Here is a 16,642-nt window from a genome sequence, read left to right as displayed (position 1 = left end):
GGAGATAGTGTTCTGTTGCCCATGAAATAATTGATAAAGGAACTGCAATATGAAGGGGCTACACGCTTATTTGTCGAATATTAAAAGAGAGATTCATGACTGCAAATTAGCCATTCTCTGTAGGAGATGATTATGTGAACACATTACTTGCAAATACCCTAGAAATGCGTGGATTTTTAGTAAAACCGATTGATAACTATATTTATTTTTCTCAAGGGAACAAATTAGAGGATTTTTCTCAATTAGAAAGATTACTAGCCTCCCTGGATCTAAAATTTACTTTGGATGGGAACAAATTATTTATCCTTGAGGATGAAATACTAACAACGATACTAAACCAAATTTTATGGTATCCAGCTAGAAATCACGAATCCGATTCAGGTGCAGGGTGGTATGGTTGGAAATATTTCATTAAACGAAACCATGGACCCAAAATTAAAACTTTTGTATTAGAAACCGGAGTTGCTTTACTCGTAAAGGCGATAAGCGCAGCAGGAATCGTTACAGATGTTAGTTGTGATGGTCATGGAAGACGTGCGCCACGTATCTTCTTTTGCGGCAAACAAAATGCAGCTTGGTTTAAGCTGATTTTTGAAAACAAATTTAGCGATACCAGCTTTCACTATGAATGGTATCTTAAGAACACAGAAAGTATAAGCATAGCACTTACTGCTAAAAGCAAGGATGGCAGGTGGGACTTAGAGAAAGTGTTAGAGGATACATTGCTAATGGCTCGATCCATTTTAAAGGAGGCAAATAAGCAATCAAAAATGAAAAAAGAGATATTTGGAGGAAACTATAAAACTACCCGAAAAATCGTTAAAGAAATGGACTTTGAAGAGCTTTATAAATGGATGAAGCATAGATACGATGCCTATCATAGTAAAATTTCATATTAACAATAATATTTAACAGAGCCTTTCAAATTAAAAAGGAATTATTAGCACAAAAATACATTAAATAGGGTGATCGCAATTGGGTATGCCTGTTTCTAGTTATTCATTTTTTCATTCATTGAGCCAAATCTATTATCAAAAATATAATCCTGAATTATTTAAAACGTTAAATCCTAGAGATCAAAGAAAAATTGACGGAATGAAAAAACTAACAGATCGTGTGTTTGAGCCATATAATTTATTCGCTTTTATTATTCATGACCCTGAAAAACATCGTGATTTCTCTGAAAATCTAAAAAAGCAATTCCTAAGTCTGCATCATAAAACAGGAAAAAAGTTACTGTTTTTCGCTTTAACACAGCCGCCTGAGCAGTGGAACGACGAGGAGGTACAACCGGATTATTTTAGGCATTTACAGCAAGTATTTCGGGAAGAGCGGAACATGGCAGCCTATCCGAGGGAAATTGAAACCAATTTATTCAATCAATCTTTTAATGTACAAGCGATTGCAAATACACTCAACATACCCTATGACCAGTTGCCAGCCATCGTGATTACAACACATCCATCATTGTGGTCTTTCCAATGGTACCGTACTTGTACCAAACATATTGGCAAACAGTTAAAGGAACTTGCCATATTTGCAAATGAACTGGACCAATTTAAGACACCGCAAACTCCAATAGAATACCAAAATAACATGTTTGAGTTACTAGGAGAGGAATATGATGAAGAAATAAACCTATGCGAAGGAAAAGGGAATGAATTTTTAACTGAGAGTTTAGCAACAGCTTTATCTGAATTACTAAGCTTTTTAATCAATCGTGAAAACCATTATTCGGAGTTTAATGAGATGGCAAAATCGCAGATTGACATTGCTATGACAAGAGTAATTAATGCAATTAGGGACGCGAAGTCAATTGGAAATATGGATGATGAGCAAGAAGAACTTCTAGATAGTCTTTGTGAAAAGGTGGCAACCTTTATTACTCTCTTGAACTCACCTAATTTGCAGAGATGGGAAAAAATGATACAAGATTTTGAGGCTGACTCTAATCAACTATTAGAAATTGGGTTAAGTGTGGGTGACTTCTTGCAATACAATCAAAATAAATATCCCGGTCTGGATTACACCCCAGCAGCCATATGTTTAGCGAAGGCTTATGAAATTGAAATTAACAAATCCATTGTGCACTGGATTAGGAAAAAGAACGATATAAAGTTGCCTGATTATTACTATGAAGTACAGCCAGAAGTAGAAGCTCTCATTACTCCAAATGTTACAGATGGTCAACCAATCGATTTTAATAAATCAAGAAAGAATGGTACATGGCATCCGCCTGCAATCGGGCAATCGTATTTAATAGCTTCTAAGAATCTAGAAAAACAGGAATGGACCCCTTACTGGTTGCCTGAAGAACGTAAGCTTCTTCTGAGAGAATGGCAAAAAATCACAGACATAAGAAATCACGCAGCACATTCAGAAAAAGTATCATCAAAAGACATGATGCAATTGTTTGATTCAATTAAGACACTAAATACGAATAAGATCTTTAGCAAAATGGCCATAATGAGAGATTCTTTTAGACCGGATGATAGTGAACGTTCGGAGAAATTTGTTTAAATAAAAAACACCTACGATTCAGAAGAATTTAGGTGTTTTTTCATTGAATATATTATCCCTTAATAAAGTACATGAAATAAACCTTGGAAAAACCTTTATGTTACATTTGTAATCACAGTCATTGATAGGAGTATATATGGTCCATGCTTGAAAGCCTTTTCATACAGTGTATCCTTGAGTATAATAGAAACTATTAATCTTCAGGAATTAGCATATGTCAATTTTCATCTTTCATTCACTCGCAGCTAAGATTTACTTTTTTCTTAACAAGATTAGAAATAAAGGGAGCATTGGAATGAAAACACTAAAACTAAATGACTTATTACATGTGCGCCAAAAGAATGAATTATGGTTTGCAAACGATGAAAGATCTGTTTTTGTTTCAACCAAGGCTTTCGGAGCAATGCAGCGGGATTTAATTGAAAATATTGGGATTAATCGAATGAAAACTTTTTTCTTTAAGTATGGCTATCAATTGGGAGTTGAAGATGCGCAAGAAGTAGCTAAAAATGATTCCTTAAGTTTACTCGAGAAAATCGAATATGGTCCGATTATCCATGCCTTAAAAGGACATGCGAAATCCCACATCACTGAAAAAGAGTTTGAAGTGGAAGGAAACGAAGTTAAATCGTTTCGTTTTAAAGGTGTTTGGGAAAACTCGTATGAAGCTGAACAACATCTTAAAAATTTTGGGATTAGCCAAGGGCCAGTTTGTTATACGTTAACAGGTTATGCCACGGGATATGTTACGGGTGTGCTGGGAGTGAACGTCTTTTTTAAAGAATTGCAATGTATTGGACAAGGAGCACCGTGTTGTATTTGGGAAGGGCGCCTGGTTTCGGAATGGAAGGAAGAGGCGGAGGAATTCTTTTCTTATAGTAAAGAACTGCCGATATTGAAGGAATTGGAGCAAACAAACGAGAAGCTCATGCTGGAAAAAAACAATCTCGCACTTGTGTCAAAAACATATAATGAGATGACCAATGAACTAATCAAAGGCAATAACATCGAGTCAATTCTCGACATTTTACATAAACAAAATCATTTACCGATTGTCGTGGAGGATATTCGTCAAAACGTCTTAGCCTGTAAAGGCATTAACCTAGAAGACTTGGAATCTATTAAAGCTACATTTTCAGAGATTCCAGATAAAAAGCAATGTCATTCCAAAGTGGGTATTTTCTCGTTTGAAAAAGGGGTTAGTCTGAAGACTCCAATCTACCTCTTAGGTAAGATTGTAGGTTATTGTTCATTTCTATACGAACGAGAAAGAACCCCTAAATATGAGATTGACACGATGATTCTTGATCGCTTAGCGTCGATTTGCTCGCTGCTGTTTTTAAAGGAAAAAACAGAAGTGGAATCGATGGAACAAGTGAAAGGTCATTTTCTTGAAGAAATTATTAGCGGGAAATATACGCAACAAGAAATCATGAGGAAAGCGGATTTTATCCAGTTAGATCTTTCCGATCACTATCATATTGTGGTATTGTCTTACAAGTTTTTGAATTCATGTGATGAAAAGGAATTCACTATACATAAAAAAACATTTGAAACGGTGTCTGCTTACTTTCGCGAAGTAGAAAACCTCAATGTGCTAATCGGACAGCAGCCAGATAGCTTAATTCTTTTAATTACCGAGAAACATGTCACGCAGAAAAACATGAAGAAAACAATTCGGTCGTTAGTGGCCTTTTTAAAGAAACAACTAAAAAATGCTCTATTCTTAGCAGGAATAAGCTCACAAAACAGAAACATCCTAGAAGCAGGGGTTGCTATGGAAGAAGCGTGTTCAGCCGTTCGTCTTTCTTCTAGGGATGAACCGATTACGCTATTTAGTGATTTAGGCATGCTTGGAATCTTGATCAATGACCAAAACGAACAAGCCATCAAGAAAATGATCCGAGATCATCTTGGGGTTCTCTACGAAAATCTCGATAAGAATAAACTAGAATTGATTGAAACGCTTTACCATTTTCTTGAGCAAGGCGGAAACTTGGATCAAACAGCGGAATCCCTCGCGCTATCTAAAAGCGGGCTTCGTTACCGTCTTAACAAAATAAAGGATCTTCTTGATTGTGACTTGCGTGATCCTCAAAGACAATTTCAGTTGATGATGGCCTTAAAAGCATTGAAAATCGTTGAGCATGAAAGAATCAAAATAATTCAAGCAGGGTAAAGGGGATTACTCTAAAACTATCTATATTTATGATTACGCCGGACTTCACACAGGTATTTAAGCCTGTAGGGTTGTCTGGCTTTTTTTTGTGAGACTGACACAAAGTAGTAGTATTTGCTACGTTTTCTATCATCTTGTGTCATTGTTAAGAATTTTCAGATAAATTATGATAAAACTAGTGATTGAGAGATTAATCACATTTCAAAATCGTACTAGTCTAAGAATGGAGTTGAAGAAATGTACACAGGTAAAGAATATTTGGAAAGTCTCAATGATGGCAGGGCTGTTTATTTAAACGGTGAAAAAATTAAAGATGTTACCACGCATCCCGCTTATCGTAATTCTGCACGCTCATATGCGAGAATGTACGATGCTCTTCATGATCCAGCTACTCGTGATATCTTAACTACAACAACCGAATTTGGAGACAGAACACATAAATTTTTCAAAACTCCTACTAGTTCTCAGGATTTACTAGAGGCAAGAGATGCCATTGCTCAGTGGGCAAAGCTAAGCTATGGATTTATGGGACGTACCCCTGACTACAAAGCTTCTTTCACTGGACACCTAAATGCGTTTGGTCATTTTTATAAAGGTTTTGAAGACAATGCATTGGCATGGTACAAAAAATCAACAAAGGAAGTACCATTCATTAATCATACAATCATTAATCCGCAAGTGGATCGTTCAAAACCTTTACACGAGAATAAAGATGTCTTTGTTCGTGCAGTTGCGGAGCGCGATGACGGAATTATTGTAAGCGGTGCCAAAATGGTTGGAACAGCATCAGCCTTAACTCATTATAACTTTGTAGCGAACTATGGACCAAAAGATTTAGGCGGGGGCGATGATAGTCATGCACTGATCTTCTTCGTGCCGATGAATGCTGAAGGCCTTAGCATGATTAGCCGCCAATCCTACGAATTAAATGCATCCAAAAACGGAACTCCATTTGATTATCCGTTATCTAGCCGCTTTGATGAAAATGATGCGGTAATTGTGCTCGATAATGTATTCATCCCTTGGGAAAATGTGTTGGCTTATCGAAATATTGAGGTTTCGAATAACTTTGCAAAAGTAAGCGGTTTCATTCCGCGCTATACTTTCCATGGTTGTACACGTCTCGCTGTAAAATTAGATTTTATGACCGGGCTGTTATTGAAAGCAACGGAAGGAGCAGGAACGAAAGATTTCCGTGGGGTTCAGGCAAAGATTGGCGAAGTAGTCGCGTTACGAAATATGTTCTGGGGTCTTTCTACCGCCATGGCAACCGATCCTGAAAAAGGGCCAAACGGTTTAGTGATTCCAAACTCTTACTCAAGTTCCGCTTATCGCGCGTTAGCTCCATTGGCTTGGGTGAAGATAAAAAATATCTTTGAGCAAGTCGTGGCCGGTGGGTTAATTCAATTGCCTTCTAGTTCAAAAGATTTCCTCAATGAAGATTTAAAACCTTACTTGGACACGTATTACCGCGGAACAGGAATTACTGCTGAAGAACGTGTGAAATTATTGAAAATGGTTTGGGATACGATCGGCACAGAGTTTGGTGGCCGTCATGAACTATATGAAGTCAACTATGGTGGAAACCATGAAAACATCAATATGGAAGCGTTATTCCATTTTGAGGCAACAGGTGCTGCTGATCAGCAAAAAGCATTCGTTGAGTCTGCATTAAGCGATTATGACCTTAATGGTTGGACAAACAAAACCTGGGCAGGTACATCGGAAAAAGAAGCGGTTATCAAATAGTTTATTAGGAGGAACCAGAATGGATGATCGTCAATTTCGCCAAGCTATGGGAAAATTCGCTACCGGTGTCACGGTCATTACGACTGAAGTAGAAGGAGAGGTGCACGGCATGACGGCTAATGCCTTCATGTCGGTCTCTCTAGATCCAAAGCTAGTGGTGATTTCCATCGGAGAAAGAGCGCAAATGCTCGAAAAAATCAAGAAAAGTAAAAAATTTGCTGTCAATATTTTATCGGGAGAGCAGCAAGAATATTCAATGATCTTTGCTGGTCAAATAAAGGAAAAAAGAGAAATCAATTTCGATGATTTAGCTGGACTCCCTGTTTTAACAGAAGCCATCGCGCAGGTAGCATGCGAAGTGGTAAGTGAACATATCGAAGGAGACCATACCTTATTTATCGGCAAGGTCCTCGGTATTAAGCTTGAAGAGGGAGAACCGCTCATGTTCTTTAATGGACAATATCGCTCTTTATCACCTCAAGTGAGTCTAGCAAATAAGTAGTCTATTTCAACCAATATATCTAATAGGAGGATTACCATGACTTCTTACCAGGAACCAATTTTTGATGTAGCACAGCTTGCTCATGTGGAACTACTTTCTCCGAAGCTTGAAAAATCTGTTGAATTTTTTACAAGATTTCTAGGAATGGAAGTAACGGCTCGTACTGAAAAATCCGTGTACCTTCGTGCTTATGAGGATTTCTATCACAACACGTTAATCATTACAAAATCCGAACAAGCGGGGGTCGGCCATGTTGCTTGGCGTGCCACGTCTCCGCAAGCACTGGAGCGTCGTGTGGAGGAAATTGAAAAGACAGGATTAGGCAAAGGCTGGATTGATGGCGATATCGGACATGGAAGGGCATACCAATTTACAAATCCTGATGGTCATTTAATGGAAATACTTTGGGACGTTGAGTATTACCACGTGGAAGAAGGCCTAAGATCGAAACTATTAAATCGACCATCCAAACGCCCAAATCGTGGCGTGCCGGTTCGCCGCCTAGATCATATTAATCTCATGACTTCGAATCCAGGAGCCGATACGGATTTTATGCTCGATACACTCGGATTTCGATTAAGGGAGCAAATTCAAGATAATGGCCATGTGCTGGGCAGTTGGATTAGTGTTTCCAACCTCGTTCACGAAATAGCCTATATGCAAGAGCCTAACGGAGTTCAAGGTAAGCTGCATCATCTTTGCTACTGGTATGGAATTCCTCAAAATCTTTATGATGTGGCAGATTTGCTTAAAGACCATGGTATTAAAATTGAAGTTCCTCCGAATAAGCATGGAGTCAGCCAAGCGTTCTGTATGTATGTGATTGAACCAGGCGGAAACCGCATCGAATTATTCGGAGATGCTGGTTATATCATAACGGATCCAGCATGGAAGCCGGTGGTTTGGGATATGAAGGACGTTCCTGGCAATGGCGACACTTGGATTGGAACCGATTTCCCACAATCATGGTGGACGCAGGGAACACCGCTCACACCAGTGAAAACAGAGGAAGTCGTGAAGTCATAATAGATTGATAGAGGACTTTTAATTACGAAAGTAGTCCATAAATTTTGTGAAAACTGGAGGGAGCTATCTTGGAATTCATTCATGTGACGAGCAACAACCGCGAACAAACTCTTTTACGAACAAAGCCCTGTGTGGTGGCTCTAGGATTTTTTGATGGAGTTCATTTAGGTCATCAACAGGTGATAAAAGAGGCAAAAAGTGCTGCGGAAGAACAAGAACTCCCTTTGGTGATTATGAGTTTTTTCCCCCATCCGAAAGAAGTCCTTTCAAACGGGGAAAAAATCATCCCTTATCTTATGCCAATGAACGATAAACGTAGGATTTTTGAAAAATTAGGGGCAGATTATTTTTATTTGATTGAGTTTACGAAAGAATTTGCTGCGTTATCTCCAAGGGAATTTGTTCAAACCTATCTTCTGGGCTTTGGAGCAAAACAGGTGGTAGCAGGTTTTGACTTTACATATGGACACAGTGGAGAAGGCAACATGGATACCCTGAAAAGTGACTCAGATGGAAAAATTGAGGGAATCAAGGTGGATAAAATAGAGTGGGAAGGCGAAAAAATCAGTTCTACTCTCATTCGTCATCTGGTTTTGGCTGGTGAAATGGAAAGGATCGCTTCGTATTTAGGAAATGATTATCAAAGTGAGGGCAGAATTGTTTTCCGTAAAAAACATACGGAGGTCTTACTCCAGCCGCATTATTTGCTTCCGCCTCCAGGTTGGTATGAGGTTACCGTAAACCTTCACCCGGAGACGACCACGCATATCGCGGTCGTTCATGACGGGAGGATTACTTTACTTCAAGGGCAAGGATTTCCTTATTATGAATGGGAAAATGTTCGACTTTCTTGGAAGAGAGTTTTGCCTAAAAAGTTTGTTCACGAAGAAGTTCCAAGACAAGTCTTTTTCAGCTCATCTTTAGTGGGTCTGTGAGGGTAAATTACCTTTTCCAGTAACCCAGTCTCTCGGAAATTAGGTTTCCGGAATGGATTAATTCGCTCGCAAAATACTGAATCCGTAGTTTGGAGATTCGTGAATTAGGTCCTACTAGATTAATAGCAGCAATGACTTTTCCAGTATGGTCTCTCACTGGAGCTGACACGGATGTCCGTCCAATTGTATATTCATCGACACTAACGGAATAGCCGTTCTTTAAGATTGTGTTCAATTCTTCACGGAACACATCTGGGTCTGTGATCGTATTCGCTGTGATCGGATCGAGGCCATTTTGAATCACAAGATCGACCAGATGTTTACCGCTATGGGCAAGAATAAGCTTTCCTGAACTCGTACAGTGAGCATAATTATGCAATCCTAAGTGAGAGGGTACTTTATTCGAAGTTTTACTTTCAACTTTGTCTAAATAGACCACATGATTTCCATCTAGGATTGCCAGGTGGGCGGTTTCCCCACATTTATTAGCAAGGTCGGTTAGAATCGGACGTGATTCTGTATGCAGATCGATGTTGCCTAGGACAATGGAGCTTAATTCAACAACGGAGAGACCTAGCTCAAATTTATTGGTCTCTTTATTTTTATTCACTAAACCTTCAGATGCAAGCGTTGTAAGAATTCTTTGGACACTACTTTTTCCTAATCCAAGCTCTTTCGCCAGCTCACGTACCCCTTTTTGTGGTTGATCCATTTTAAAAGCACGCAGGATTCGAATGGCATTTTTTACAGAAGAGAGCAGCTTTTCTTGTTCTTGTATCATTTTTTCCTCCGAGTATAAAAAAGATATAAAAAATTCAGAAAATGTCCCGCATAAAGGGACATGGTCGTTGTGAGAATCTTGCCATCCCCTTAAGATGATAGCATACATCAGGTTTTCGACAAATGAAGATGAATTTGATACCGAATATAATGAAAACGGTATCACTATTCAATATATTTCGTCAATATAGTTGTTTATGTTTTACAAAAACTAAAAAAATAAAAAGGAAAATGTAGGAGGACCGGACATGACTATTTTTAAAGAACCAATTTTTGATGTAGCACAACTCGCACACGTGGAGATTCTTTCTCCAAAACTAGAACAATCTGTTGAATTTTTTACTAGATTTCTAGGAATGGAAGTAACGGCTCGTTCTGGAGGATCCGTTTTCCTTCGTGCTTATGAAGATTTTTACCATAATACATTAAAAATCACTGAATCAAAAGAAGCAGGGGTTGGTCATGTTGCCTGGCGTGCAACATCCCCTCAAGCACTACAGCGCCGTGTAGAAGAAATTGAAAAAACGGGATTTGGAAAAGGATGGATCGACGGAGATATCGGTCATGGAAAAGCGTATCAATTTACTACTCCTGATGGTCATTTAATGGAAATTCTTTGGGACGTAGAATATTACAATGTTTCAGAGGAGCAGCGCTCAAAACTATTAAACCGTCCATCTAAACGCCCAGATCGCGGGGTACCGGTTCGACGCTTGGATCATATCAATCTAATGACTTCCAATCCTGGAGTTGATACGAACTTTTTAATCGACAATCTTGGCTTCCGTTTAAGAGAGCAAATTCAAGATAATGGTCATGTCCTGGGAAGTTGGATCAGTGTCTCCAATCTTGTCCATGAAATTGCGTATATGCAAGAGCCTACTGGCGTGAAAGGAAAGCTTCATCATCTATGCTACTGGTACGGCATTCCGCAAAATCTTTATGACGTGGCTGATCTCCTTAAAGATCATGATTTTAAAATTGAAGTTCCACCTAATAAGCATGGGGTTTCCCAAGCATTCTGTATGTATGTGATTGAACCAGGCGGCAACCGCATCGAATTGTTCGGAGATGCAGGCTATATCATTAGTGATCCAGCTTGGAAGCCAGTGATTTGGGAAATGAAGGACGTTCCTGGCAACGGCGATACTTGGATTGGAACTGAATTCCCAGTATCCTGGTGGACCCAAGGAACACCACTAACCGTTAGTGAAGCAGTTGAAAAAGAAGTTGTAAAACCTTAATTCATTGATTACTAGAAAGCGAGGTGTGAGGGTCTTGACGAAAATAAAAGCAGCGATTTTAGGATCGGGTAATATAGGAACAGACTTGATGTATAAAATTTTAAAAAATGATGGAAACATGGAGTTAGCCTTGGTGTCAGGAATTGACCCAAATTCTGAAGGTCTAGCGAGAGCGAAAGAAAAAGGAATTGCCGTTAGCCATCATGGAATTGATCCGATTCTGGAAGATCCAGAGATTAAGATTGTGTTTGATGCAACAAGTGCGAAAGCCCATAAATTGAATGCGCAAGCACTACAAGAACAAGGGAAATTAGCCGTTGATATGACTCCGGCAGCGATTGGACCGTTTGTCGTGCCAACCGTTAATTTACATGATCATCTTGAAGCAATGAACGTTAACTTGATTTCTTGCGGCGGTCAGGCGACGACACCACTTGTCCACGCCGTCAATCGCGTAGTACCTGTTCATTATGCAGAAGTTATTGCGACAGCGGCTAGTCTATCGATTGGACCGGGAACAAGACAAAATGTCGATGAATTTGTTCGCACAACGGCAAATGCGGTTCAACAAATTGGTGGAGCGAAAATTGCGAGAGCCATTCCTGTTTTTAATCCAGCGCAGCCGCCTATTAATATGACGAATTCCGTCTATGTAGTGATTAAAGAAGAATTTGATGAGGCAGCGGTCATTGAGTCGGTTCAATCGATTGCAGCTGAGATTTCTAGCTATGTTCCAGGCTATCGTTTAAAAGGTACGCCATTTGTTGATTATCGTGAAACTCCATGGGGCCGCTTGCCAACGGTGGTCATCATGAATGAAGTAGTTGGAGCGGGAGATTTCTTCCCTACCTATGCCGGGAATTTAGATATCATGACTGCCTCCGCTTACCGAGTCGGTGATGTCTATGCCGCACATTTTCTTTCTGCTAAGGAGGTAACACGATGAAGATTCCTAGACTGACAGATACAACCCTACGAGATGGCGATCATGCCGTTAGCCATAGTTATATTCCTGAACAGGTACGTTCCATTGTAAAAGATTTAGATGAATCCGGTGTTCCTGTAATTGAAGTGAGCCATGGTTCTGGCTTAAACGGATCGACGATTCAGCAAGGATTCTCTACTCATTCCGAATATGACTTGATTAAAGTGGCGGTGGAAACGGCGAAACAGGCTAAAATTGCTTCACTATTCGTTCCGGGGATTGGGACGAGCAAGGAGTTAAGAGAAGCGGCTGAACTTGGCGTTTCGGTGCTCCGGATTGCGGTTCATTGTACGGAAGCAGATGTGACCGAGCAGTACTTCCGTTTAGCGAAAGAATTAGGTCTTGAAACAGTTGGTTTCCTCATGATGTCTCATACACAGCCTGCAAGTGTGCTTGTGGAGCAGGCAAAGTTAATGGAATCATATGGTGCCGATTGCGTATATGTGGTTGACTCTGCAGGTGCTCTTGTTCAAAGCGGCGTTCGCGAAAGAGTGTCTGCTTTAAAAGAAAACTTGACCATTCAAGTTGGTTTCCACGCTCATAATAACCTTGGCTTGGCCATTGGCAATACCATAACGGCACTAGAAGCAGGTGCCGATCAAATTGACGGAACGCTAAGAGGACTAGGAGCGGGAGCTGGAAATGCGCCAACGGAGGTTCTTGTTGCAGTACTGAATAAAATGAAAATCGAAACTGGAATCAACCTAGCAATTTTAATGGATGCCGCAGAGGAAAAGGTAGCACCGCTTATGCAATCACCGATCGTGATTGATCGCGGTAACCTATCAAGTGGGTATGCCGGAGTGTATAACAGCTTTTTATTACATGTTAAACACGCTGCAGAAAAGTTTGGTGTTGGGGTATCGGAAATAATGGAAGAGCTTGGTAAAAGGCAAGCGGTTGCAGGCCAAGAGGACTGGATTTTAGATGTAGCGGTTGAACTAGCAGAGAAAAAGGGGTTAACAGTTTAGTGCCAGGTCAGGAGGAGATAGGTGTGTCGATTATTCAAGAAGCTGCCACTCATCTTTTGGAAACAGAGGAAACAAAGCAGGTTATCCAGCCGTTAACGGTTTCTTACCCAGGGATTACCGTTGATGAGGCATATCATACGCAGTTAGAGATTATCCGTAGAAAAGTTGCAAATGGCGGAATTATTGTTGGTAAAAAAATTGGCGCAACAAGCAAAGCGATTCAAAATATGTTTGGTGTAAAACAGCCTGATTACGGTCATTTGTTAGCCGACATGATGGTTGTCGAAGGTGAAGCGATTTCACTTGGACAATATATTCAACCGAAAGTAGAATTTGAAATTGCTTTTATTTTAAAAAAGGATTTAAAAGGACCGAATGTTTCCATCCTTGATGTCATCGAGGCGACAGAATATATCGTTCCGGCCATTGAAGTGATTGATAGCCGGATTGAGGATTGGAAGATCAAGTTTGAAGATACAGTCGCAGACAATGGATCTTCCGCCAGTGCGATTATAGGCGGGAAACCGACAAAGCTTGATGGCTTAGATCTCACTCATATTGGGATGGTCGCTTATCGAAACGGGGAAATGATTGATTCAGGAGCTGGGGCAGCCGTCCTTGGAAATCCACTTCGTTCGGTCGCGTGGCTGGCGAATTCATTAGGGAAATACGATGTTTCTCTTAAATCAGGGGAAATCATTCTTTCAGGTGCTTTAACCAGTGCGATTGAAGTAGAGGCAAATGATACGTTTACGGCGGAGTTTGCCCATATTGGTTCAGTCACGGCATCATTTATAAAATAGCAATGCTAATTTACATTGTTGATTGATAGTGCAGCGATGTAGTTGTCGATGAAGGACAAATCAGATGATTCATTATTGAAATTTGTCCTTCATTGTGGTGATGAAAGACAAATCAGAGGATTCCTCGTTGAGATTAGTCCTTCATAAGGTTGATGAAAGACAAATCAGAGGATTCCTCTTTGAGATTAGTCCTTCATTGTGGTGATGAAAGACAAATCAGATGATTCCTCAATGAGATTAGTCCTTCATAAGGTTGATGAAAGACAAATCTTAAGGTTTCCCATTGAGATATGTCCTTCATAACGATTTGCGCACGAACAATCAACATCAGACCTTAACAAAGCTTTAAGAATAAACGAGAATTGATCGGCGCGGGACTTGACCCCGTAACGTAAAGATGGGAAATCAAAAGAAACTAGGTGATAACATGATTAAAACGGATGTAATTGAGCAAATAGCTTATGAACTTTACCTGGCAGAAAAACAGAAAAAAGCTGTAGGTAAGTTCGTTGATGCCTACCCTGAACTGAACGAAGCGTTAGCTTATCAAGTGCAAGAACGCTTAGTCGATATGAAATGTAAAGAAGAAAACACTAAAAGGATTGGCCGAAAACTCGGATTAACGAGCAAAGCGAAACAAGAAATGATGGGTGTCCATGAACCATCTTACGGGGTTTTGCTTGAAAGCATGCAGCTCTTTGAAGGAGAAAAGATTTCACTTACACCTTTTATCCATGCCAAGCTCGAGCCAGAAATTGCCTTTATTTTTAATAAAGAATTAAAAGGTCCGCATGTAACCGTAGCGGATGTACTTCATGCAACGGAATATATTGCACCTGCAGTTGAAATCATTGACAGCCGCTTCCATGGGTTCAACTTTACCTTACCTGACGCGGTCGCAGATAACTCATCTTCCTCCCGCTTTATTATCGGCGAAAGATTCTATTCACCGAAGGATTTCGATTTGAAATTGATAGGAATGGTGTTTAGACAAAACGGAGAAGTTGTTGCGACAGGCGCTGGTGCAGCGGTAATGGGGCATCCAGCGAGAGCCATTGCTTGGTTAGCCAATCGGTTATCCAAAGTTGGTCAGAGTATTCAACCAGGAGAAGTCGTATTAAGCGGTTCCTTATCCGCTGCTATTAAAATAGAAGCTGGTGACCATTTTACCGCTGGGTTTGATGGCCTAGGCAGTGTTGAGGCGGTATTTACGGAATAAACTTCAAAGCAAAGGGAGAGGTTTTTATGCCATTTATTCAGATTAATATTCTTAAAGGCAGATCACCTGAAAAAAAGGAACGATTAATAAGAGAAGTTTCTGACTTGGTATCAGATGTGTTAGATGCTCCTATTCAAAGTGTGCGTGTGATGATCAATGAACTAGAGCCTGAACATTGGGGCATCGCTGGAGAATCAGTTAAAAAGAGAATTGAGGTTTCAAAATGACAAACGTTCAGACAGGCGTTAGAGAAGTAGGTCTTTATATAAACGGTGAATATGTAAAAGCAAGCGATGGTGCTACGTTTGAAGTGAAAAATCCTGCGACACAGGAGATCATTGCAAAGGTTAGTGAAGCCTCACAAGAAGATGTGGATCGTGCTTGCCGGATTGCACGGGACGCTTTTGAAAGTGGTCCTTGGAGAACGATGACAGTAGCGGAGCGCTGTGCCAAGCTTCGTCGTATGTCTGAAATCATCCTTGAGCGAAGAGAAGAAATTGCTCGCTTAGATGCGACCGATGTCGGAAAACCATATCAATCAACGGTCCACCATGAGGTTCCACGCGCTGCAAACAATATTAAATTCTTTGCCGACTTCATGGAGCAGCAAGGTGGAGAAGTGTATCCCATGGGCGAAGAGTATTTAAACTATACTCGCTACGAACCAGTTGGAGTTGCTGCACTCATTACTCCTTGGAATGTTCCGTTTATGCTGACTACTTGGAAGCTTGGTCCTTGTCTTGCGGCGGGAAATACAGCTGTGATTAAACCAGCTGAAATGACTCCACTGTCTGTTTCCCTTCTTGGAGAAATTGCGAAAGAATCAGGTATTCCAGATGGCGTAGTCAATGTGGTTCATGGTCTAGGCGGAGTGGTTGGAACGGCGCTGACCACCCATCCTGAAGTAGATCTCGTTTCCTTCACGGGCTCGACGGCTACAGGAAAGAGAATTATGAAAAGCGGTGCTGACACGTTAAAGAAGGTTTCCTTTGAATTAGGCGGAAAAGCGGCAAATATTGTGTTCGAAGATGCCAATCTTGATAAAGCAATTCCTGTTTCGATTCATGCAGCGTTCATGAATTCTGGGCAAGTCTGTTTAGCAGGATCAAGAATCTTGGTACAACGCACGATCCTAAATGAGTTCCTTGAGAGATTTAAGAAAGCCGCAACAGAACTAAAAGTCGGCGATCCACAAAATGTAGAAACGAAAATGGGACCAGTGGTAAGTGAAGAGCATTATAAGAAGGTATCGAGTTATCTTGAAATTGCCAAAGAAGAAAATGCCACCTTGATTTGTGGTGGAAAACGTCCAGATTTACCGGAGTATTTACAAGATGGCTACTATCTGGAGCCTACTGTGTATCTTCAAGAAAATCCTAAGTCTCGTATTTGCCAAGAAGAAATCTTTGGCCCAATCGTGACGATCATCCCATTTGATACCGAAGAAGAAGCACTTCGTATTGCCAATGATACAGAATACGGATTGAATGGTGTTGTTTGGACAGAAAATCTCCAGCGTGCTCACCGGATTTCACATTCTGTTCGTGCCGGTACAATTTGGGTCAACTGCTGGTTTGTTCGTGATCTTCGGGCTCCATTCGGTGGTTTCAAAAAGAGCGGAGTTGGACGTGAAGGCGGCCATCACAGTTTGGAATTTTTCACAGAAGCGAAAAATATTTGTATTGCTTTGAAATAGGTGGAACTATTCGTGGACAATGGTGTAGATATA

At 40.4% G+C, this 16,642-nt stretch carries 15 protein-coding genes; 14 read left to right on the top strand and 1 reads right to left on the bottom strand.

Translation table 11 applies throughout. The features are described from left to right. The first annotated feature begins 134 nt into the window (after positions 1–134). From QUG14_RS05165 to QUG14_RS05135, 7 genes are all read left to right on the top strand, one after another. Positions 135–899: a hypothetical protein gene (locus tag QUG14_RS05165; protein WP_289339453.1), complete on the top strand. Its 765-nt coding sequence runs from the start codon at positions 135–137 to the stop codon at positions 897–899. Positions 900–975: 76 nt separating this feature from the next. After that, entirely contained in the window at positions 976–2,520 is a 1,545-nt protein-coding gene (locus tag QUG14_RS05160; protein WP_289339452.1) for a hypothetical protein, read from the top strand. 295 nt (positions 2,521–2,815) lie between these two features. Further along, complete coding sequence (locus QUG14_RS05155; RefSeq protein ID WP_289339451.1) at positions 2,816–4,699, top strand: helix-turn-helix domain-containing protein; 1,884 nt, start codon at positions 2,816–2,818, stop codon at positions 4,697–4,699. 237 nt (positions 4,700–4,936) lie between these two features. Then, entirely contained in the window at positions 4,937–6,448 is a 1,512-nt protein-coding gene (locus QUG14_RS05150; protein WP_289339450.1) for a 4-hydroxyphenylacetate 3-hydroxylase family protein, read from the top strand. 19 nt (positions 6,449–6,467) lie between these two features. Beyond that, positions 6,468–6,950, top strand: a complete 483-nt coding sequence (locus QUG14_RS05145) for a flavin reductase family protein (RefSeq protein WP_289339449.1) — start codon at positions 6,468–6,470, stop codon at positions 6,948–6,950. A gap of 36 nt (positions 6,951–6,986) precedes the next feature. Further along, positions 6,987–7,976 carry a catechol 2,3-dioxygenase gene (locus QUG14_RS05140; protein WP_289339448.1) on the top strand — a complete coding sequence of 330 codons (990 nt, stop codon included), beginning with the start codon at positions 6,987–6,989 and terminating at the stop codon, positions 7,974–7,976. 68 nt (positions 7,977–8,044) lie between these two features. Further along, positions 8,045–8,911 (top strand): FAD synthetase family protein, encoded by an 867-nt coding sequence (locus QUG14_RS05135; RefSeq protein ID WP_289339447.1) that lies wholly within the window; start codon positions 8,045–8,047, stop codon positions 8,909–8,911. Positions 8,912–8,918: 7 nt separating this feature from the next. On the opposite strand, the gene QUG14_RS05130 is transcribed toward QUG14_RS05135, so the two are convergent. Next, positions 8,919–9,692 carry an IclR family transcriptional regulator gene (locus QUG14_RS05130; RefSeq protein ID WP_289339446.1) on the bottom strand — a complete coding sequence of 258 codons (774 nt, stop codon included), beginning with the start codon at positions 9,690–9,692 and terminating at the stop codon, positions 8,919–8,921. Between the two features lie 247 nt (positions 9,693–9,939). Here QUG14_RS05130 and QUG14_RS05125 point away from each other — a divergent pair, with 247 nt between their 5' ends. From QUG14_RS05125 to QUG14_RS05095, 7 genes are all read left to right on the top strand, one after another. Beyond that, positions 9,940–10,935, top strand: a complete 996-nt coding sequence (locus QUG14_RS05125) for a catechol 2,3-dioxygenase (protein ID WP_289339445.1) — start codon at positions 9,940–9,942, stop codon at positions 10,933–10,935. Between the two features lie 34 nt (positions 10,936–10,969). Next, entirely contained in the window at positions 10,970–11,881 is a 912-nt protein-coding gene (locus tag QUG14_RS05120; protein ID WP_289339444.1) for an acetaldehyde dehydrogenase (acetylating), read from the top strand. Next, positions 11,878–12,891, top strand: coding sequence for a 4-hydroxy-2-oxovalerate aldolase (gene dmpG / locus QUG14_RS05115; RefSeq protein WP_289339443.1), 1,014 nt, complete (start codon positions 11,878–11,880; stop codon positions 12,889–12,891). Before QUG14_RS05120 ends, dmpG begins: the two co-directional genes overlap by 4 nt. Before the next feature lie 23 nt (positions 12,892–12,914). Beyond that, the gene (locus tag QUG14_RS05110; RefSeq protein ID WP_289339442.1) at positions 12,915–13,694 is read left to right on the top strand and encodes a 2-keto-4-pentenoate hydratase; all 780 of its coding nucleotides are present in this window, start codon (positions 12,915–12,917) and stop codon (positions 13,692–13,694) included. Positions 13,695–14,121: 427 nt separating this feature from the next. After that, positions 14,122–14,913 (top strand): 2-keto-4-pentenoate hydratase, encoded by a 792-nt coding sequence (locus QUG14_RS05105; RefSeq protein WP_289339441.1) that lies wholly within the window; start codon positions 14,122–14,124, stop codon positions 14,911–14,913. A 26-nt stretch (positions 14,914–14,939) separates the two neighbouring features. Beyond that, complete coding sequence (locus tag QUG14_RS05100) at positions 14,940–15,140, top strand: 2-hydroxymuconate tautomerase (protein ID WP_289339440.1); 201 nt, start codon at positions 14,940–14,942, stop codon at positions 15,138–15,140. Then, positions 15,137–16,609 carry an aldehyde dehydrogenase gene (locus QUG14_RS05095; RefSeq protein WP_289339439.1) on the top strand — a complete coding sequence of 491 codons (1,473 nt, stop codon included), beginning with the start codon at positions 15,137–15,139 and terminating at the stop codon, positions 16,607–16,609. The genes QUG14_RS05100 and QUG14_RS05095 overlap by 4 nt, the downstream gene beginning before the upstream one ends. Positions 16,610–16,642 lie beyond the last annotated feature (33 nt).

Source organism: Neobacillus sp. CF12, from assembly GCF_030348765.1.
GTDB lineage: Bacteria > Bacillota > Bacilli > Bacillales > Cytobacillaceae > Neobacillus.
Note: the sequence above shows the minus strand (reverse complement) of the source record. Positions and strands in the feature narration are given on the sequence as shown.

Excerpts from the sequence above, each read along its gene's own strand:
- QUG14_RS05155 (WP_289339451.1), top strand. The coding sequence starts at position 2,816 with ATGAAAACACTAAAACTAAATGACTTATTACATGTGCGCCAAAAGAAT.
- QUG14_RS05150 (WP_289339450.1), top strand. The coding sequence starts at position 4,937 with ATGTACACAGGTAAAGAATATTTGGAAAGTCTCAATGATGGCAGGGCT.
- QUG14_RS05145 (WP_289339449.1), top strand. The coding sequence starts at position 6,468 with ATGGATGATCGTCAATTTCGCCAAGCTATGGGAAAATTCGCTACCGGT.
- QUG14_RS05140 (WP_289339448.1), top strand. The coding sequence starts at position 6,987 with ATGACTTCTTACCAGGAACCAATTTTTGATGTAGCACAGCTTGCTCAT.
- QUG14_RS05130 (WP_289339446.1), bottom strand. The coding sequence starts at position 9,692 with ATGATACAAGAACAAGAAAAGCTGCTCTCTTCTGTAAAAAATGCCATT.
- QUG14_RS05125 (WP_289339445.1), top strand. The coding sequence starts at position 9,940 with ATGACTATTTTTAAAGAACCAATTTTTGATGTAGCACAACTCGCACAC.
- dmpG (WP_289339443.1), top strand. The coding sequence starts at position 11,878 with ATGAAGATTCCTAGACTGACAGATACAACCCTACGAGATGGCGATCAT.
- QUG14_RS05105 (WP_289339441.1), top strand. The coding sequence starts at position 14,122 with ATGATTAAAACGGATGTAATTGAGCAAATAGCTTATGAACTTTACCTG.
- QUG14_RS05100 (WP_289339440.1), top strand. The coding sequence starts at position 14,940 with ATGCCATTTATTCAGATTAATATTCTTAAAGGCAGATCACCTGAAAAA.
- QUG14_RS05095 (WP_289339439.1), top strand. The coding sequence starts at position 15,137 with ATGACAAACGTTCAGACAGGCGTTAGAGAAGTAGGTCTTTATATAAAC.